This window comes from Roseburia sp. TF10-5 (assembly GCF_003462365.1).
Taxonomy (GTDB): Bacteria; Bacillota; Clostridia; order Lachnospirales; family Lachnospiraceae; genus Roseburia; species Roseburia faecis.
In genome coordinates, this window is the sequence record NZ_QTYW01000006.1 from 28,891 (window position 1) to 47,370 (window position 18,480).

16 protein-coding genes and 2 tRNA genes are annotated in these 18,480 nt (G+C 45.9%); 16 read left to right on the plus strand and 2 right to left on the minus strand.

The window, feature by feature from the left end:
- The first annotated feature begins 102 nt into the window (after positions 1–102).
- From DXD06_RS07655 to DXD06_RS07695, 9 genes are all read left to right on the plus strand, one after another.
- Positions 103–1,191: a metallophosphoesterase family protein gene (locus tag DXD06_RS07655; RefSeq protein WP_055263024.1), complete on the plus strand. Its 1,089-nt coding sequence runs from the start codon at positions 103–105 to the stop codon at positions 1,189–1,191.
- A 1-nt stretch (position 1,192) separates the two neighbouring features.
- Positions 1,193–3,595: an ATP-binding protein gene (locus DXD06_RS07660; RefSeq protein WP_117831249.1), complete on the plus strand. Its 2,403-nt coding sequence runs from the start codon at positions 1,193–1,195 to the stop codon at positions 3,593–3,595.
- Between the two features lie 13 nt (positions 3,596–3,608).
- The gene (locus tag DXD06_RS07665) at positions 3,609–5,639 is read left to right on the plus strand and encodes a beta-galactosidase (protein ID WP_117831250.1); all 2,031 of its coding nucleotides are present in this window, start codon (positions 3,609–3,611) and stop codon (positions 5,637–5,639) included.
- A 57-nt stretch (positions 5,640–5,696) separates the two neighbouring features.
- The gene (locus DXD06_RS07670; protein WP_117831251.1) at positions 5,697–7,391 is read left to right on the plus strand and encodes a S8 family peptidase; all 1,695 of its coding nucleotides are present in this window, start codon (positions 5,697–5,699) and stop codon (positions 7,389–7,391) included.
- A gap of 103 nt (positions 7,392–7,494) precedes the next feature.
- The gene (locus tag DXD06_RS07675) at positions 7,495–8,829 is read left to right on the plus strand and encodes a citrate/2-methylcitrate synthase (RefSeq protein ID WP_055068176.1); all 1,335 of its coding nucleotides are present in this window, start codon (positions 7,495–7,497) and stop codon (positions 8,827–8,829) included.
- Positions 8,830–8,929: 100 nt separating this feature from the next.
- Positions 8,930–10,435, plus strand: coding sequence for a methyl-accepting chemotaxis protein (locus DXD06_RS07680; protein ID WP_117831252.1), 1,506 nt, complete (start codon positions 8,930–8,932; stop codon positions 10,433–10,435).
- 85 nt (positions 10,436–10,520) lie between these two features.
- A complete protein-coding gene (argJ, locus tag DXD06_RS07685; RefSeq protein WP_195275329.1) occupies positions 10,521–11,753 on the plus strand; it encodes a bifunctional glutamate N-acetyltransferase/amino-acid acetyltransferase ArgJ in 1,233 nt (410 codons plus the stop codon).
- 7 nt (positions 11,754–11,760) lie between these two features.
- Positions 11,761–12,561 (plus strand): pyrroline-5-carboxylate reductase, encoded by an 801-nt coding sequence (gene proC / locus DXD06_RS07690; protein ID WP_055263012.1) that lies wholly within the window; start codon positions 11,761–11,763, stop codon positions 12,559–12,561.
- 72 nt (positions 12,562–12,633) lie between these two features.
- Complete coding sequence (locus DXD06_RS07695) at positions 12,634–12,879, plus strand: hypothetical protein (protein WP_117831253.1); 246 nt, start codon at positions 12,634–12,636, stop codon at positions 12,877–12,879.
- A 32-nt stretch (positions 12,880–12,911) separates the two neighbouring features.
- Here the strand turns inward: DXD06_RS07695 and DXD06_RS07700 are convergent, their stop codons facing one another.
- On the minus strand, positions 12,912–13,355 hold the full coding sequence (locus tag DXD06_RS07700; RefSeq protein WP_055263009.1) for an FMN-binding protein: 444 nt from the start codon (positions 13,353–13,355) through the stop codon (positions 12,912–12,914).
- Between the two features lie 179 nt (positions 13,356–13,534).
- Between DXD06_RS07700 and DXD06_RS07705 the strand changes: the two genes are divergently transcribed.
- From DXD06_RS07705 to DXD06_RS07715, 3 genes are all read left to right on the plus strand, one after another.
- Positions 13,535–13,607: transfer RNA gene (locus tag DXD06_RS07705), tRNA-Gly, on the plus strand.
- 23 nt (positions 13,608–13,630) lie between these two features.
- Positions 13,631–13,703: transfer RNA gene (locus tag DXD06_RS07710), tRNA-Gly, on the plus strand.
- 164 nt (positions 13,704–13,867) lie between these two features.
- A complete protein-coding gene (locus tag DXD06_RS07715) occupies positions 13,868–14,347 on the plus strand; it encodes a hypothetical protein (RefSeq protein WP_117831254.1) in 480 nt (159 codons plus the stop codon).
- A 2-nt stretch (positions 14,348–14,349) separates the two neighbouring features.
- On the opposite strand, the gene DXD06_RS07720 is transcribed toward DXD06_RS07715, so the two are convergent.
- On the minus strand, positions 14,350–15,054 hold the full coding sequence (locus DXD06_RS07720; RefSeq protein ID WP_055263005.1) for a TVP38/TMEM64 family protein: 705 nt from the start codon (positions 15,052–15,054) through the stop codon (positions 14,350–14,352).
- A gap of 132 nt (positions 15,055–15,186) precedes the next feature.
- Between DXD06_RS07720 and DXD06_RS07725 the strand changes: the two genes are divergently transcribed.
- The 4 genes from DXD06_RS07725 to DXD06_RS07740 all read left to right on the plus strand — a co-directional run bounded on the left by DXD06_RS07725 (position 15,187) and on the right by DXD06_RS07740 (position 18,479).
- A complete protein-coding gene (locus DXD06_RS07725) occupies positions 15,187–16,101 on the plus strand; it encodes a tRNA dihydrouridine synthase (protein ID WP_117831255.1) in 915 nt (304 codons plus the stop codon).
- 64 nt (positions 16,102–16,165) lie between these two features.
- Positions 16,166–17,014 (plus strand): thymidylate synthase, encoded by an 849-nt coding sequence (thyA, locus tag DXD06_RS07730; RefSeq protein WP_117831256.1) that lies wholly within the window; start codon positions 16,166–16,168, stop codon positions 17,012–17,014.
- A 20-nt stretch (positions 17,015–17,034) separates the two neighbouring features.
- A complete protein-coding gene (locus DXD06_RS07735) occupies positions 17,035–17,529 on the plus strand; it encodes a dihydrofolate reductase (protein WP_022047103.1) in 495 nt (164 codons plus the stop codon).
- Positions 17,529–18,479, plus strand: a complete 951-nt coding sequence (locus tag DXD06_RS07740; protein ID WP_055263001.1) for an AEC family transporter — start codon at positions 17,529–17,531, stop codon at positions 18,477–18,479. Before DXD06_RS07735 ends, DXD06_RS07740 begins: the two co-directional genes overlap by 1 nt.
- Position 18,480 lies beyond the last annotated feature (1 nt).

Genomic DNA, 18,480 nt, shown 5'->3' on the forward strand with positions numbered 1-18,480 from the left:
ATAAAAGATCTGATGTCGAAGGGCATCAGGTCTTTTTCTTTTCCCTATTGTATGATATGATAGAAACAGTATTGTTTTGTTCGTAATTCATAAGGAGGATGTATGAAAATCATTCATTGTGCAGATCTGCATCTGGATTCCCAGATGACAGCAAACCTGACAAAAGAGCAGGCAAGAGAGCGCAAAAGAGAAATCATCCGTACGTTTACACGGATGGTCGAATATGCAGAAAAGACAGGGGTGCGTCTGATCATGATATCGGGAGATCTGTTTGATACACGAAATGTATCAGCATTGGCGCGCAACACCGTAAGGGACATGATCTGTACACATCCCCAGATTGATTTCTTATATCTGAGAGGAAACCATGACAGTGACAATTTCCTTTCCAAGCTGGAGGAAGTACCGGACAATCTGCTTTTGTTTTCCGATACATGGACTGCATACCGGTATGGAAATATTGTGATCAGCGGAATCGAGCTCTCGGAGAACAACCGGGCGACCGTTTACAATTCCCTTGTGCTGGGGCATGAAGATTTCAATATTGTCATGATGCACGGACAGGCGGGAGATTATGCATGTCGCTCACAGGCAGAGAATATCAGCCTGAACCAGCTGAAAAATAAGAATATTGATTATCTGGCGCTGGGACATGTACATACCTTCATGCAGGACAAGCTGGATAACCGCGGTACCTGGTGTTACTGTGGATGTCTGGAAGGACGCGGATTTGACGAGTGTGGACCGAAAGGATTCGTTTTACTGGATGTGGACGAGCAGACCTGCCGTGCCCAGATGCAGTTTGTTCAGATGGCAGCCCGCACACTGTACACGCTTGAAGTGGATGTGAGCAATGTCATGACGACAAGGGAAGCGGCGGAGCGGATGGAAGAAGCTGTAAAACAGGCGCAGTATCCGTCGGGAAGCCTTGTCAAATTTGTACTGACCGGTGAGGTGGAAGTGGATGCGGAGATCAATTGCGAGTATCTGCAGAATCTGTTCTCGGATTATTTTTATTTTGAAAAGGTGAAAGACCGGACAACCCTTCGGGTCGACTACAGTGATTATGAAAAAGATGCCTCGTTAAAGGGGGAGTTTATCCGTATGGTACTTGGATCTGAACTGTCACAGGAGCAGAAGGCAGAAGTGATCCGCTGTGGAATTTTGGCATTGTCCGGGGAGGAGATATAGGATGAAATTACGTTCCTGTCATATCGACAATTTTGGAAAACTATCGGATCTGCATCTGGAATTTCAGGACGGGGTTAATCTGTTTCACGAACCGAATGCATGGGGGAAAAGTACACTGGCCGCTTTTTTGCGGGTGATGTTTTACGGGTTTGACTCTAAGAGAGAATCCGGACTGTTTGATAAAGAACGTGTGGTATTCCGCCCGTGGCAGGGGGGAACGTATGGAGGCGAACTGGATTTTTCCTATCAGGGAAAAGAGTACCGGATCAGCCGTACATTTGGAAAAACAGAAAAAACAGATGTTTTTCATTTATATGATCTTTCCACCAATCTGGAATGTCATGATTTCTCTTCCGAGATCGGAAGTGAAATTTTCGGACTCGACAGTGCATCGTTTAAAAGGAGCGCATTTATTGCACAAAATGACTGCGAATGCTGCTCGACTGATGCGATCAATGCCAAGCTGGGAAATCTTGTAGAGAATACAAATGATATCAATAATTTTGAGACCGCTCAGAAAAAGATTCATGACCGGATGAATAAACTTTCGCCGGACCGTGCAACAGGTTCCATGAAAAAGCGGACGAACATGATCACGCTTTTAACGGAAGAACTGCGCGGCTATGATGCGGCAGAGACATCATACAAAAAGATTACTGAAAAACTTACCGAAAAACAGGAGCAGAGAAAAGAACTGGCCGGGATTCGGGATCAGTATGCAAAAGCATTGCAGGTGGCGAGTGAAGAGAGCCGCAGGGAAGGAATCAAGCAGGCCTATGCGGCCACCAAACAGGAGGAACAGGAAAAGAAAGCGGCACTGGATGCTTTTGCGGATGTATTTCCGGGACAGGTGCCGCAGGATGAGGAGTTTGCAAAGCAGAACCAGGATGTACAGATGCTTGGGGTGTTAAAAACCACTTTGTTTAATCTGGGGCTGACCGAGGAAGAAGAAAACCGCCTGCAGGAACTTGGTGATAAGTTTGAAAACCAGATTCCTTCTGAAGAAAAAATAACGGAAATGGAAAAAGAGCAGGAGCGTTTTGCAAAACTCAAAGAAGAAAAAACGCAGCTGGAAACGAAAATGTCCTATTTTGAAGCGATGGCAATGAAGCGGGAAGAACCGGATTACACGGTAAAAAATCGTCTTCCGATGATGGTCTGCGGCATTATCCTGCTGGTGATCGGTGCTGCCGGTGGTGTGTTGTCGTTTCTGTTGCCACAGGTACATAAGTTTTTCCTTCCGCTTCTGGCGGTATCGGTGGTTGCGGCAGTGGCAGGTATTGTGCTTCTTGTGGTGCGCAAGGTGCAGGTATCAAAGGAAGAAGAAAAGGTGCGTGCACTCCGGGTACAGCATCTGGAAGAGGAGCGTAAGCTCCGCGGACCGGTGGAGGAAATTCAAAAAACCATGGAAGAGGCTTCGAAAGAAGCTTCGCGCATCGAACAGGAGACCAAGCATTTTCTGGAGCAGTATCAGATGGTTCCGGGAGAAAAGGATGCCAGAACCTGCCTGTATGAACTCCGCAGCCAGCTGCAGGAATATGAGCGTCTGCGCAGCCGTGCCGGAAAAAGCGATGCGGCAAGACAGGAATTTGAGCGGAAACAGAACTCTTTGCTTGCATTTGGAAAAGAAGCGGGAATGGATTTCGGAGAAGATCTTGCAGCAGGAATCAGCCAGTTACAGATGAAGGCAACCGAGTACCGGATCGCACAGAAAGCATACGCAGAGGCAAGAAAAAAGAGAGAACTTTTTGAACAGGAACACAATATGAAAGAACTGGCAGCGGTGGAAAAATGTCCATATTCCCTTGATGAACTCAATTCCATGATCCGTGATGTGGATGAGCGGAGCGAGGATATCCGGGAAGCCATCGAGCAGTACCATCATCAGCTCGAAGATCTGCAGGATCAGCTGGATATCCGGGATGAAAAAGAACAGCAGCTTTCCATCTGCAGACAGGAACAGGAAGAAGAACAGCATTTATATGAAACCCTGCGTTTGACGGGAGAGTTCCTACAGAATGCAAAGGAGCAGTTTTCTGCGAGATATTTGGGGCCGATCGAGAACGGGTTTGGAAAGTATTACACGCTTCTAACAGGGGATAAAGAAAAAGACTGGATGGTGGATGCCAACATCGAGGTGCAGATGAAAGAGCAGGGCGAGATGCGGGAAACCAAGTGGCTGTCTGCCGGATATCAGGATCTGCTGGGAATCTGTATGCGTCTGGCACTGGTGGATGCGATGTATCCGAAGGAAAAACCGTTTCTGGTGCTGGACGATCCGTTTGTCAATCTGGATGAAGAAAAGATGGCACATGGCAATGAACTGTTTGGAAAAATTTCCGGGGAGTATCAGATTTTATATTTTACCTGTCATGCAAGCCGGAATATAGAAAATACAAAATAAAGGGAGAGGAAACATGGAGAAAAAGATTTTATTTCCGCAGATCGGCGGAATTATGCACGGAGGGGATTATAATCCGGAACAGTGGCTGGACCGGCCGGACATTCTGGAAGAAGATATCCGCATGATGAAGAAAGCCGGGATGAATTGTGCAACACTTGGGGTATTTTCCTGGTCAACCTATGAGCCGCGGGAGGGGGAATTTCATTTCGCATGGCTGCATGACATCATGGATAAGTTATATGCCAATGGCATTTACACGATATTGGCGACGCCGTCCGGAGCGCGACCGGCATGGCTGGATGAAACATATCCGGAGTGCAGACGCGTGGATTCTTACGGGGTGCGTGAACATCACGGGGTGCGGCACAACCACTGTATGAGTGCACCGGTTTATCGGAAGAAGGTTTCTGTGATCGTTAATAAACTGGCAGATGAATTCGGAAATCATCCGGGACTTCTGATGTGGCATATTTCCAATGAATTTGGTGGGGAATGTTACTGTCCGCACTGTGTAAAGCGGTTCCAGGATTATCTGGCGGAAAAGTTTGACCATGATATTGAAAAACTGAACAAGGCATGGTGGACAACGTTCTGGAGTCATACTTACAATGATTTTTCCCAGATTGAACCGCCGTACCGCAACGGAGAATTCAGCATTATGGGATTGAATCTGGAGTGGAAACGGTTTACCACCTGGAATATGACGGATTACATGAAGGCAGAGATTGCCATTTTAAAAGAGCGCACACCGCAGATCCCGGTGACGACGAACTTCATGAAGGAATACGACGGACTGGATTATCACAAAATGCAGCAGCCTCTGGATGTGGTTTCCTGGGATTCTTATCCGCGTTTCCACAATGATGAGGAAACATTTGCGGATACAATGACGGAGAACGCGTTTGATCACGCCATGATCCGTGGTCTGAAAAAGGATCAGCCGTTTATGCTGATGGAGAGTGCACCAGGACTGGTTAACTGGCATCCGTTTAATAAAATGAAGCGTCCGGGCGTGCACCGGCTGGCTTCGCTGCAGGCAGTGGCACTCGGTTCCGATACCGTACAGTATTTTCAGTGGCGGAAAGGCAGAGGATCGTTCGAACAGTATCATGGGGCGGTTGTGGATCATCTCGGAACCGATGATACCAGAGTTTTTCGCGAAGTGGCAGATCTTGGGGAAGAATTAAAGAAACTCAAAGATCTGGCAGGGACAGTCGTAAAAGCACCGGTAGCCGTGTTATACGACTGGGACAGCCTCTGGGCAACGGATGGAATGAAGGGGCTGGCAGAGTCCACCCGTAACTATATTAAGACCTGCAGGAAAGCATACCGCAATCTGTCGGCACTCGGAGTGGATGTGGATGTGATTTCCAGTGAAGAGGATTATAGCGGTTATTCCGTGATTGTGGCACCAATGCTGTATCTGCTGCATCCGCATGTCGGGGAGCGCATGAAACAGTTTGTGGAGCAGGGAGGTCATCTGATTGCAACCTATGTGACCGGATATGTGGATGAAAACCAGCTCAATTATCTGGGCGGATTTCCGGGAGACGGATTAAAGGATCTCTTTGGCGTGATCAGTGAGGAAATTGATACACTGTATCCGTCCGACCGCAACCGCGTACATTTTGCCGAAATGCCGGAAGGGGAAGTACGGGATTATGCGGAAGTTCTGCGTGTGGCAGATGGCACAAACGTGCTTGGTACCTATGAACAGGATTATTACAAAGGAATGGCAGCAGTGACGGAGCGCACATGTCAAAACGGCAGTGCCATGTATATCGCGGCCCGGCTGGATGATGCTTCCATGCAGCACCTGTATGCGCGTACACTGAAAAAAGCGGGAGTTTCGATGTATAAACTTCCATATGGCGTGGAACGTCACACACGCGAAGCGGATGGTATGCGGTATGTATTTTATCTGAATGATACGACCGGACCGCAGATTGTTTCCGGAGTAGAGGGAATTGATCTTCTGACGGGAGAGGTGATCAAGGGAATTCTTACACTGGAACCGTATGGCGTGGCATGTGTAAAAGAATAAGTTCTATTCTGAAAGTTTTGTGCATATAGTTACGGAAAAGAAGTGTGGGAGCTTCTTATGGATAGAAATTGTGATGCATTTATCCGCTCCAACAATACCTACGATATCCTGATTGCCAGAGAGTCTTTGGAGATTTCTGACGACCGGGCAGAATGTATACAAAATATCGGTGAAAAATTTGTGGCAGAATATTTTGACCGGGACGAGGTGCCGCAGCTGAGCATTAGGACATACGGATATTCGATTATCCCAAAATGTTTCGGACTGCTGGATACGCTTGCACTGGAGACAACCGGTATCCTGCAGCTGCAGAATCAGCCAGCCCTGTCCCTTCGGGGACAGGGTATTTTTATTGGATTTGTTGATACGGGAATTTCCTATGAACTGCCCTGTTTCCGAAATGCCGATGGAAGTACAAGAATCCGCTCAATCTGGGATCAGAGTATTCCGGCGGGGGAGAAAAATACCCCTCAGGGATTTTTGTACGGAACGGAATATACACAAAAAGAGATCAATGAGGCACTGGAACAGGAACATCCGCGGGAACTGGTTCCAGTGACGGATGAAGATGGGCACGGAACCATGCTGGCAAGTATTGCCTGCGGAAGTGAAGATCTGCAGGCTGGTTTTACTGGGGCGGCTCCTTATGCGGAACTTCTGGTTGTAAAGTTAAAACCGGCAAAACCATATCTGAAAGACTTTTTTTATATTCCGCAGGAGATGCCTGCCTATCAGGAAAATGACGTTATGGCGGCAATTGAATATCTCGAAGAGACTGCCAGAAAACTGGGGCGGCCCCTTATTCTGTGCCTTGGTCTCGGGACAAACAACGGAAGCCATTCCGGTGGCAGCAATCTTTCGGAACTTCTTGATGATATTGCGGGCAGATGGCGCCGGTGTGCGGTTGTGGCAACCGGAAATGAGGCGAATGCCAGACATCATTTTTACGGGAAAAGTGATGGAAATTCGATGGTTGCGGTAGAGGTGAATGTGGAACAGCGGATGCGGGGATTTTATCTCGAGTTGTGGGCCAGTGCACCGGAATTGTTTGTGGTGGCGGTGCGTTCGCCGGGAGGCACTCTTATGCCGGCGCAGAATGTGCCCGGAAATTCGCATCAGGAACAGGAATTTATATTTGAAGGGACAAGAGTGGAAATTGATTATGCACAGGTGGGACGCACGCGGGGGGATCAGCTGGTGTTTATCCGGTTTGAAAACCCGGCGGCAGGGATCTGGACGCTGTATGTTAATCCGAGTACCACGATCACAGGACAATTTCATATCTGGCTGCCAATGAGTGGAATGTTAGAAAAAGACGTGGTGTTTTTGCGTCCGGATCCGGATGTGACACTTACCGTGCCGTCTTCGGCAAAAATTCCGATTGGGGTGGGTGGAATGGATCAAAAGAGTGGTATTTTATATCTGGATTCCGGGAGGGGGAATACCATTGCATCGGTTGTAAAACCGGATTTTGTGGCTCCGGCTGTGGGCGTGCAGGCGATAGGAAGGCTTGGAAATTATGTGACACTGACGGGAACGAGTGCAGCTTCTGCAATTGCGGCAGGAGCATGTGCACAGATCATGGAGTGGGGAAACAGCCGTGGGAGAAGACTGCTTTTAAATTCGGTGCAGATCGGAAATATTTTGATTCGCGGGTGCGAAAGGAACCCGGATGTATCCTATCCGAATACCGCCTGGGGCTATGGAAAAATGAATGTTTACGATGCACTGATGAAATTTTATGGGGTATAAAATTTATATACCAAACGTAAAAAGATATAAAAAATTTATGAAGTGCTTTTTTTTGAGAACCAAGTACGATATAATTAAGACTATACAGATTGGAGAGTGAAGTATGGAGAAAAAAGATTTATTAGCAAATTACGCAGCATCAAAACAGAATATGTGTATTACGAATGATACGATCTCGGACGGATTGTTTCAGGAGTATGGGGTAAACAGAGGACTTCGCGATGTCAACGGAAAGGGTGTATTGACAGGTCTGACCCGTATTTCAAAGATTGTGTCCTTCAAAGATGAAAATGGAAAACAGGTGCCATGTGACGGTGAGTTATGGTATCGCGGATATAATGTAAAAACACTGATCAAATCCATTGGACCGAACGAATTTGGCTTCGAGAAAGCAGCATATCTGTTGCTGTTTGGAGAACTTCCGGATCAGGCGCAGCTGGATGAATTCTGTGAGGTGCTCGGCAACAGCCGGACACTTCCGACCAATTTTACCAGAGACGTTATTATGAAGGCGCCTTCTAAGGATATCATGAATTCCATGACACGAAGTATTCTGACACTTGCGGCCTATGATCCGTATACGACAGATTCTTCCATTGAGAACAATATCCGTCAGTGTATGCAGTTGATTGCCAATTTCCCGATGATCGCGGTATATGGATATCACGCATATAATCATTATGAAAATGATTCGAGTATGTATATTCACCGACCGGACCCGAAGCTTTCCACGGCAGAGAATTTCCTTCGTATGCTGCGGCCGAATAAGCAGTATACACAGCTGGAGGCACAGGTGCTTGATGTGGCACTGATGCTTCATATGGAGCATGGCGGCGGTAATAACAGTACGTTTACCACCCGTGTGGTTACTTCTGCCGGTACGGATACATATTCTGCCATCGCTGCGGCAATGTCTTCCCTGAAAGGACCAAAGCATGGCGGAGCCAACATCAAAGTTATGCAGATGATGAATGATATCCGGGAAAATGTGCATGACTGGAGCGATCGTGACGAGGTGAAGTCCTATCTTGGAAAGATGCTGGATGGACAGGTCTTTGATAAGAAGGGACTGATCTATGGTATGGGACATGCAGTGTATTCCCTGTCTGATCCGAGAGAGCGTGTGTTCCGCAGCTATGTGGAGCATCTCGCGGAGGCAAAAGGACGCCAGAAAGACATGAACCTTTACAATATGATAGAAGAAGTGGCTCCGGAACTGATCGCAGAAAAGCGTCATATTTTCAAGGGTGTCAGTCCGAATGTGGATTTCTACAGTGGATTTGTATATGAAATGCTCGGCATTCCATCGGAATTATATACACCATTGTTTGCCATTGCAAGAATTGCAGGATGGAGTGCACACCGGCTGGAGGAGCTGGTGGGATGCAACAAAATTATTCGTCCGGCATATAAGAGTGTCATGGAAGAACTGGAATAAGATTATTACAGCGGACAGAATTGCATTTTATTTTGCTCTGTGCTAGTATGGAAACAGAAACTTTCATGTGTTATAACTATAACAGGGGAGAGGACTGATTATGAAAATAAAAGAAAAATATTATCGCTTTGCGGAAAAAGGGCAGCAGATACAGAGAGTAAACCGTTTTCTTGTAACAGAATATCTGATTTTTTATGCGTTTATTCTGTTTATGCTCTGGGCATCAAGAGCAAAAGGAGTACGTTCTTTGGGCTTTACGGCATTTGTCAGTGTGATTGCAGTAGTCTCCGGAGGTGCATTGCTCATCGGATGGAAGCGGCGTCCGGAATCGGAGCGGCTGAGATATCTGGCACTGATCGGGTTATATCTCGTATCATTTTTCATGACTTTTGCTTATACGGAGAGCTTTATCCGTTTTCTGGGACTGGCTCCTTTTATCGGCTGTATTTTGTTTTTTGATCCGAAATATTCCAGAATCGGCGGCATCGGTTATCTTGTATTGAATGCGCTGACTGTCTTTGGTCAGATCCGTCAGCAGCCGGAAGGCGTAGCCGGGACAACCAATCTTGTACTGGATCTGCTGGCACTGGGGGTACTGGTATTTGCTGTGATCTTTACAACAAATGTGGCACAGAAATTCAACCATGATACCCGGCACAGTGAACAGCAGGAGCAGCGGAAGCAGCAGGCAATTTTAGACGATGTGATCGGTGTGGCGGAAGAAGTGCGTAAGGGTACGGAATCCGTGATGAAGATTGTCAATGATCTGAATGGATCGACAGAGGTGGTCAATGGTGCGATGAAAGATATTTCTTCCAGCACGCAAAGCACGGCGGAAAATATCCAGACACAGACAACCATGACACAGGATATCCAGCATTCAATTGAGCAGACACTGGAAAGTTCCGAGAATATGGTAAAAGTGGCAAAGCAGTCCGGGGAACTGAATCAGGAGAGTATGGAGATCATGGAACATCTGAAGAAACAGTCCGCAGTAATCGCAGAGACAAACTCCGGAGTGGCAGATTCCATGAAAGCGTTACAGGAGCGTACCGAGGCAGTAAAGAGTATTGCAGATACCATCTTTTCCATTTCCAGTCAGACCAATCTGCTGGCGCTCAATGCTTCTATTGAGAGTGCCCGTGCAGGGGAAGCCGGAAAAGGGTTTGCTGTAGTGGCTGATGAAATCCGTCAGCTGGCAGAGAAAACCAGAAGTGAGACAGAAAGCATCGCACAGATTCTGGATGAATTGTTTAAAAATGCAGAGGATGCAGCAACGGCGGTGAGCCGTTCGATTGAGGCTACCAATGCGCAGGATTCCATGATTGCGAAAGCATCTGAGAGTTTTTCGGGAATGAATGAGAATGTCAATACACTGGTTCAGGAGATCGAAGGCATTGACGGCATGTTAAACCGTCTGTCGGATGCAAACAATCAGATTGTAGACAATATCAGTAATCTTTCTGCAACAACGGAAGAAGTGACGGCCTCTTCCGTACAGGTAGCGGATCTGTCAGTTGAGAATTTAAACAATGCCGAGCAGGCAAAACAGAAACTTGACAATGTGCTTGCGGTATCTCATGAACTGGATAAGTACATAAAGTAAACAGATGGAATGAGATAAAGGTGCCTCAGCAGGAGAAATTCTGCTGAGGATTTTTACTACTATAACTTAGAAGGAGATAAAAATTATGAATATAACAATGAAACAGGTCGAGGGCGGTGTATGTGCGGCTGCAGGATTTTCCGCAAACGGATTAAACTGTGGGTTAAATCCGGATCGGAACAAAAATGATCTGGCACTGATATGGTCAGAGAAAGAGTGTACGGCAGCGGCTGTCTATACAACGAATAAAGTAAAGGGTGCACCAATCCTTGTGACAAAGAAACATCTGGCAGCAACCGGAAATAAGGCGAGGGCTGTTATTGTCAACAGTAAGAATGCCAATACCTGTAATGCAGACGGAGAAGAAAAGGCACAGATGATGTGTGATCTGGCTGCAGCAGAGCTGGGAATAAAGGCAGACGAGGTGATCGTGGCATCAACCGGTGTCATTGGACAGAAGCTTCCGATTGAACCGATCCGTGATCATGTGCAGGAGCTGGCACGCGGACTTTCTCCACAGAATCATGGAAAAGCAGCAAATGCCATCATGACAACCGATACCTATGCCAAGGAGACCGCGGTTTCTTTTACGCTTGACGGGAAGACCTGTACGGTTGGCGGTATGGCAAAGGGAAGTGGCATGATCCATCCGAATATGGCTACCACGTTAAATTTTGTTACAACCGATGTTGCGATTTCCTCAGAAATGATCCAGAAAGCACTTTCTGAGATTGTAAAGGTGACGTACAATTGTCTGAGCATTGATGGAGATACTTCTACCAATGATATGGTCAGTATTCTGGCAAACGGCATGGCAGAAAATACGCCAGTCACAGCAGAGGGAGAGGATTATGATACGTTCCGTCAGGCGCTGTATCAGGTACTCATGACGCTGACCAAGATGCTTGCCAAGGACGGTGAGGGAGCATCGAAGATGCTGGAGTGTACCTGTAGCGGTGCGCCGGATCAGGATACCGCAATCATTATTGCAAAGAGTGTGATCCGTTCTCCACTGTTTAAGTGTGCAATGTTTGGGGAAGATGCCAACTGGGGACGTATTTTATGTGCAATCGGTTATGCGGATGCGGAGTTTGATATCAACAAAGTGGATGTGGATCTGGCATCGTCCAAGGGAACCATTGCCGTATGCAGAAATGCTGCCGGTGTAGATTTCTCTGAGGAGAAAGCAAAAGAAATCTTAGAGGAAGATGAAATTTATATTAATATTGATCTGCATCAGGGAGAGGCATCTGCCAAAGCCTGGGGATGTGATCTGACGTATGATTATGTAAAAATTAATGGAGATTATAGGAGCTAGATAGAACATGGAAAAGAAAATCGGTTTTATCGGCTGTGGAAATATGGGAACAGCCATGATACAGGGAATTTTGGAATCCGGAAAATGCCCTCCGCAGGAGATGATGATTTCCTGTCGTACGAAGAAAACGCTGGAAGAAAAGAAAGCACAGTTCGGAGTGCAGATCAGTACGGACAACCGGGATGTGGCAGCATTTGCAGACATTTTGTTTGTGGCAGTAAAGCCACAGTTTTATGCCGAAGTGTTAGAGGAAATCAAGGATCTTCTTACAGAAGAGCAGATTCTGGTATCCATCGCGCCGGGAAAGACACTGGTATGGTTTGATGAAGTGCTCGGACGAAATTTAAAAGTGATTCGTACGATGCCGAATACCCCATCTATGGTCAAAGAAGGCATGATGGGTATGTGTGCGGGAGCACGTGTGACGGATGCGGATATGGCTCTGGTGCGGGATCTCTGCAGTGGATTTTCACAGACGGAAGTCATCCCGGAGCATCTGATGGATGTGGTTACTGCCGTCAGCGGAAGCTCTCCGGCCTATGTATTTATGTTTATTGAAGCCATGGCAGATGCAGCAGTGGCTGGTGGAATGCCGAGACAGCAGGCGTACAAATTTGCAGCACAGGCGGTACTTGGAAGTGCAAAGATGGTTCTTGAGACGGGAAAACATCCGGGAGAACTTAAGGATATGGTATGCTCTCCGGCAGGAACCACCATTCAGGCAGTGCGTGTGCTGGAGGAAAAAGGCATGCGCAGCAGCGTGATCGAGGCAATGATGAAGTGCCTGGATATCTCCCGCAATATGTAAAACCGTTTACTTGCTTTTTCTGTTGAAAATGTGTAGAATAGAACCATCAACAGATTTAGGAGAGAAGGAAATATGAGTCAGGCAAAGGTAGATAAATATAAGAAAGAAAAAGCCAATCGTAAAAAAGAGATGGCAAAGCAGAAAACGGAAAAAATCATTGGTATCATCTGTGGATGTGCAATTTTAGTTGCCATCGTTGGATGGGCCGGTTATACCGGATACAGTTATTATGAGGATAATAAGCCGGCACAGACGTATTATACCGATACTTCTGCATTGTCCAGCTACGTGAGTGGATTAAACACAGAGGCACAATAAGATCTGCTTATCAGATATTTGCATGTGGGGCATCACCGATCGGGTGATGCCTTTTCCAATGCCTCGGATACTGCACCGATGAGCAGACGACAGGTATACTGGTTGTTTTTGGAATATGTAAGATCCGTAAGGGACTGGCTGGAAATAATCTGTTTTGCCAGTTCATCGAGCGTAGGACGGACCAATGGGTACATGGTTTCTACAGTTTCATCCAGATGAACCATGGTGATTTCGTTGATATGGTCTTCGTCTACAGATACCTGTACATCGAACGGATTTCCATCAATCATGACAGAAGAGGTATAGACACCCGGAACGTACATGGTTTCTACCGCTTCGTTGTCTGCGGACTGTTTGTGGGAACTGCCAAGCAGGATTCCAAGGAAGATCACAAGCAGGATACCAAGTCCTGTGACAATACCTGCAAACACAAGTTTTTTCATATGAAGAACGACAATTCTGGTTTTTGCACTCATTTGTTACCTCCATTTCCAGCTTTGGTATATTCTATGCAGGGAATACACATTCATGCGTTTAATTTTAAACTTCCCATTGGTATAAATTTTTCAAAATGTATAAAAAATTCAAAAAGTGGTTGACAGAAGAGCATGTATCTGTTATTATCTTATCTGTGCTCACGAGAGAGCTTACATATGCGATAGTGGCGTAGTTGGTAACGCGCGACCTTGCCAAGGTCGAGACCGCGGGTTCGAGCCCCGTCTATCGCTCTCAAAAGTAAATATTTGCATATGCGATAGTGGCGTAGTTGGTAACGCGCGACCTTGCCAAGGTCGAGACCGCGGGTTCGAGCCCCGTCTATCGCTCTTGAAAAAGCAGCTGGAAACATAGAGGATATGGGTTCGGCTGTTTTTCTTTTATCATTCCGCAGGTTTTGTCTATTGTAAAAAGGACGCGTTTTATTTATAATAAAGGCAGGGGTAAAAGAGGGGCAAAAACAAATGAAAACGAAGTTTGGGAGGTGCATCAGATGAAGAGTGCAAGATCGTTTAAAGAGTTCGAAGCACTGAATGGAATCAGCATGGAGGAGGTACTGACAGTGTTTGAGGCAGTGTCAGAAGCATTTCCGATGATTGTGGCAGCAAATCTTACAAAAAATACATATACCATGATCAAGGACGACGGATTTCTGGCAAATGACATGCCGAGCAGTGGAAAATACGATGATCTGATTGATGTCGGGTTGGAAAACATACACCCGAATTACCAGCGTGCGTTTCTGGACAATTTCTCCAGGGAACGTCTGTTACAGATGCTGGGGCAGGGACGGAAAGAAGTCTGCGTCAAGCTGTATCAGAAGGGACGGGGAGATTACTATCAGTGGGTATCCACACATGTGATCCGTGTGAAAGACAAAGATGGAGATGTGTGTCACATCTGCATTAATAAAGTTCTGGACGAATGCAGCAGTTGTGGAGAACAGCAGAGAGTCTGCCGTGCTCCGTACTGAATTTATTCCTTGTCGTTCTCGGAGCCGCTGCCTGTTTTATTGCGGGAGCGGTAAAAGAGAAATCCGCAGATGGACAGGGCAATCATGACAGCAAACATCAGAATGACAAATGTGTAATCCGCTTTGTTTAATGCGTTGCCGCTTAAGACGGAAAGAAAGATTGCCGGCATACGGCCAACTGCACAGATAATGATCCAGTGGGAGAGCTTTATATCGGTCAGTCCGACGAGATAAGATAACAGGTCTTTGGGAGTTCCGGGTATGAGGAAGAGCAGAAAAATGATGCTCTCCGAACGCCTGGAACTTTTTAATATTTTTACAGATTCTATTTTTTCACGGCTTACAAACAATTCCACAAACTTCATGCCGAAACGGCGCACAAACAGAAAGATGATGACGCTTGCAGTTGTCATGGCAAAATCACAGATCAGTGTACCACGGATTACTCCGAAAGCGTATCCGGCACCAATTTCAAAAGGACCACCGGGAATTACCGCAAGGAGTACCTGCAGGATGTTCATTCCAATAAAACCAAGGACTCCCCATATTCCTTTGTCATTGACCCAGACACGGAATTGTTTGGGATCCGATACAAAATGAACCAGGGGACGCCCGATAAAATATCCGATCAGGATTACAAAAACAATGGTAATGATAGCCAGTATCCGTTTGATTTGTTTTGTCTTTTTCTCGTTGTGATTATCCAAGTCGAATACCTCCTATTTTAAGTTCGTTCTAACCGTAACTATAGGCTTTTGGTGAAAACTTGTCAATTCTTATCGGGAAATCATTTGCTTTTACCGGTAAAATTCTTATAATAGAAAAATGGAGGGAAAATTATGTTATTTTATCTTGCTCCGATGGAGGGAATTACGGGATATATTGTGCGCAATGCTTATGCACATTATTTTCCATATATAGATAAATATTTTACACCGTTTATCCCGGCAGCAAAAAAAATGAGCAAAAAAATAAAGCGGGATCTGGCAGCGGAAAATAATGGACAGATCCGGCTGGTGCCGCAGCTGATCGGAAACCGTGCCGATGAATTTCTGATGATGATTCGGCAGCTGGAAGATCTGGGATTTACCAGTGTCAATCTTAATTTTGGCTGTCCGTCCGGAACCGTTGTCTCGAAAAGAAAAGGAGCCGGATTTCTGGAAGAGCCGGAAGAACTGGAAATGTTGCTGGAAGAAGTGCTGGAGAACAGTCCGCTTGCGGTATCGGTAAAGACCAGAGTCGGAATCAAAGACCCGGATGAGTGGGAAGCTCTCTGCGGTGTCTATGCAAAGTTTCCGCTGGAAGAACTGATTATTCATCCGCGCCTGCAGAAAGATTATTACAGCGGAACACCGCGGATGGAAACATTTGCCCGTGCTCTGGAGCAGATCCATGTGCCGCTCTGTTACAATGGAGATATATGCAGTGTGGAAGATTATAAGAAAGTGACAGCTGCTTTCCCAGCTATTGATCGCATCATGATCGGCAGGGGATTACTGGAAAATCCCGGACTGGTTGGAGAAATCAAAGGAAATCCACCGGCAGATAAAGCCAGGCTGCGGGCGTTCCATGATGAAATTTTAGAGGGATGTCTGGATACTTTCCGTGCGGAAAAAGATGTCGTTTTTCATTTGAAAGAAATCTGGTTTTATCTGACAAAGGCATTTCCGGACAGAGAGAAATATTTAAAGCTGATCCGGAAATGCCAGTCTCTGCCGGAGTATAAACTGATAGTACAGCAGATTTTCTCATAGACATTTTGATAGAATAAGGTATAATGAAAAGTAAAAGTCCAGGACAAGAGATAGGGGATTAACAATGAGTTTAGCAGATAAAATATTTGTAACTATGTGTCAGGATATTCTGGAGAACGGGACAAGTACCGAGGGCGAAAAGGTACGGCCGCACTGGGAGGATGGTACAAGTGCCTATACGATTAAGAAATTCGGTGTGGTGAACCGTTATGATCTGTCGAAAGAGTTTCCGGCAATCACACTGCGCAAGACGGCAATCAAGACCTGTACGGAAGAAATGCTGTGGATCTGGCAGCGGAAATCCAACAATATCCATGATTTAAACAGTACCGTCTGGGATGAATGGGCAGATGAAAACGGTTCCATCGGAAAAGCGTACGGCTATCAGCTGGCACAGAAACATCAGTATCGTGAGGGAATGATGGATCAGGTGGACCGGGTGATTTATGATCTGAAAAATAATCCGTTCAGCCGCCGGATTCTGACCAATATTTATGTACATCAGGATCTGCATGAGATGAATCTGTATCCGTGTGCATACAGCATGACCTTTAATGTGACGCAGCATCCGGGCGATGACAAACTGACTTTAAATGCAATTTTGAATCAGCGTTCGCAGGATGTGCTTACTGCAAATAACTGGAATGTATGCCAGTATGCGGTGCTGATGCATATGCTGGCACAGGTGTGTGACATGAAAGTGGGAGAACTGGTACATGTCATTGCGGACGCACATATTTATGACCGGCATGTGGAACTGGTAAAAGAGCTGATTACGCGTAAGCAGCATCCGGCACCAAAATTCTGGCTGAATCCGGAGATTAAAGATTTTTATCAGTTTACACCGGATGATATCAAAGTGACCGATTATGTGACCGGTCCGCAGATCAAAAACATTCCGGTGGCAATATAGCAGTCAGGAGGGAGAAAATCATGAATATCATTGCAGCAGTAGATAAAAATTGGGCAATTGGGAAAAATAATGAGCTTCTGGTACGGATTCCGATGGATCAGAAATTTTTCCGGGAGACAACAACCGGGAAAGTTGTCGTGATGGGACGAAAGACGCTGGAGAGTTTTCCAAATGGTCTTCCGCTGAAAAACCGCACCAATATTGTGTTGACACATAATCCGGCGTATCAGGTTAAAGATGCGATTGTCGTGCATTCCATGGAAGAGCTGCACAGGGAACTGGAAAAGTATGATACCAATGACGTCTATGTGATTGGCGGACAGAAAATATATGAGCAGCTTTTGGATGAGTGTGATGTCGCACATATTACAAAAATCGACTATGCATATGACGCGGATGCGTATTTCCCGAATCTGGATGAAAAACCGGAGTGGAAAATTACAGCAGACAGTGAAGAACAGACATATTTTGATCTGGAATTTTATTTCTATAAATATGAAAGAGTGCAGAAGTAATGAGTGATTTTATCTTTAGCGTCAATGTCACATTTCCTATTTTTCTGGTGATGGTTATAGGCTGGGTACTGCATCAGATCGGTATGCTCGATGAGCATTTTGTCACCGTGGCAAACCGTTTCAATTTTAAGGTGACACTGCCGTTTATGCTGTTTCGGGATATTGCTTCCGTAGAAATATCAAAAGTATTTGATCTGAAATTTGTATTGTACTGTGCAATTGTCAGCAGTATCTGTTTCTGGGGCATCTGGGGGATCAGTAAATTTGCGGTCAAAGATGACAGTATCCGTGGTGCGTTTGTACAGTCTTCGTTCCGAAGCAGTGCAGCCGTTATGGGAATGGCATTTATCAACAATATTTACGGATCTTCTGCCATGGGTCCGCTGATGATCGTGGGAGCGGTTCCGCTGTACAATGTGTATTCCGTTATTGTACTGACATTTGAGGCGCAGGACGAGCAAGGAAAACGGGATAAGGGAAAAATTAAGCAGGCATTGGTCAATATCGTGAAAAATCCGATTATTGATTCGATTTTTCTGGGACTTATCGTTTCCCTTCTGGGGATTCATTTTCCGACCATTGTCAATAAGACGATTAACTCTGTCGCACAGCTTGCAACACCGCTGGCACTGATTGTGATCGGTGCGGGATTTGAGGGGCGCAAAGCTATCGCAAAGATCAAACCGACGTGCTGGGCAGCTGCCATCAAACTGGTAATCCAGCCACTGATCTTTTTACCGGTAGCAGCTTATATGGGATTTTCCGGGGAAAAGATTATTGCAATTTTAATTATGCTGGCATCCCCGACAACGCCAAGCTGTTACATCATGGCAAAGAGTATGAAAAATGATGGGGTTCTGACGGCGAGTGTTATTGTTGCAACGACGTTGTTTGCGGCATTTACGCTGACGTTCTGGATCTTTTTACTTCGCACATTTGGACTGATATAGG

Coding starts and splice junctions, on each gene's coding strand:
- DXD06_RS07665 (WP_117831250.1), top strand. CDS start 3,609: ATGGAGAAAAAGATTTTATTTCCGCAGATCGGCGGAATTATGCACGGA.
- argJ (WP_195275329.1), top strand. CDS start 10,521: ATGAATATAACAATGAAACAGGTCGAGGGCGGTGTATGTGCGGCTGCA.
- DXD06_RS07725 (WP_117831255.1), top strand. CDS start 15,187: ATGTTATTTTATCTTGCTCCGATGGAGGGAATTACGGGATATATTGTG.
- proC (WP_055263012.1), top strand. CDS start 11,761: ATGGAAAAGAAAATCGGTTTTATCGGCTGTGGAAATATGGGAACAGCC.
- DXD06_RS07680 (WP_117831252.1), top strand. CDS start 8,930: ATGAAAATAAAAGAAAAATATTATCGCTTTGCGGAAAAAGGGCAGCAG.
- DXD06_RS07700 (WP_055263009.1), bottom strand. CDS start 13,355: ATGAGTGCAAAAACCAGAATTGTCGTTCTTCATATGAAAAAACTTGTG.
- DXD06_RS07660 (WP_117831249.1), top strand. CDS start 1,193: ATGAAATTACGTTCCTGTCATATCGACAATTTTGGAAAACTATCGGAT.
- DXD06_RS07670 (WP_117831251.1), top strand. CDS start 5,697: ATGGATAGAAATTGTGATGCATTTATCCGCTCCAACAATACCTACGAT.
- DXD06_RS07655 (WP_055263024.1), top strand. CDS start 103: ATGAAAATCATTCATTGTGCAGATCTGCATCTGGATTCCCAGATGACA.
- DXD06_RS07675 (WP_055068176.1), top strand. CDS start 7,495: ATGGAGAAAAAAGATTTATTAGCAAATTACGCAGCATCAAAACAGAAT.
- DXD06_RS07695 (WP_117831253.1), top strand. CDS start 12,634: ATGAGTCAGGCAAAGGTAGATAAATATAAGAAAGAAAAAGCCAATCGT.
- thyA (WP_117831256.1), top strand. CDS start 16,166: ATGAGTTTAGCAGATAAAATATTTGTAACTATGTGTCAGGATATTCTG.
- DXD06_RS07740 (WP_055263001.1), top strand. CDS start 17,529: ATGAGTGATTTTATCTTTAGCGTCAATGTCACATTTCCTATTTTTCTG.
- DXD06_RS07735 (WP_022047103.1), top strand. CDS start 17,035: ATGAATATCATTGCAGCAGTAGATAAAAATTGGGCAATTGGGAAAAAT.
- DXD06_RS07715 (WP_117831254.1), top strand. CDS start 13,868: ATGAAGAGTGCAAGATCGTTTAAAGAGTTCGAAGCACTGAATGGAATC.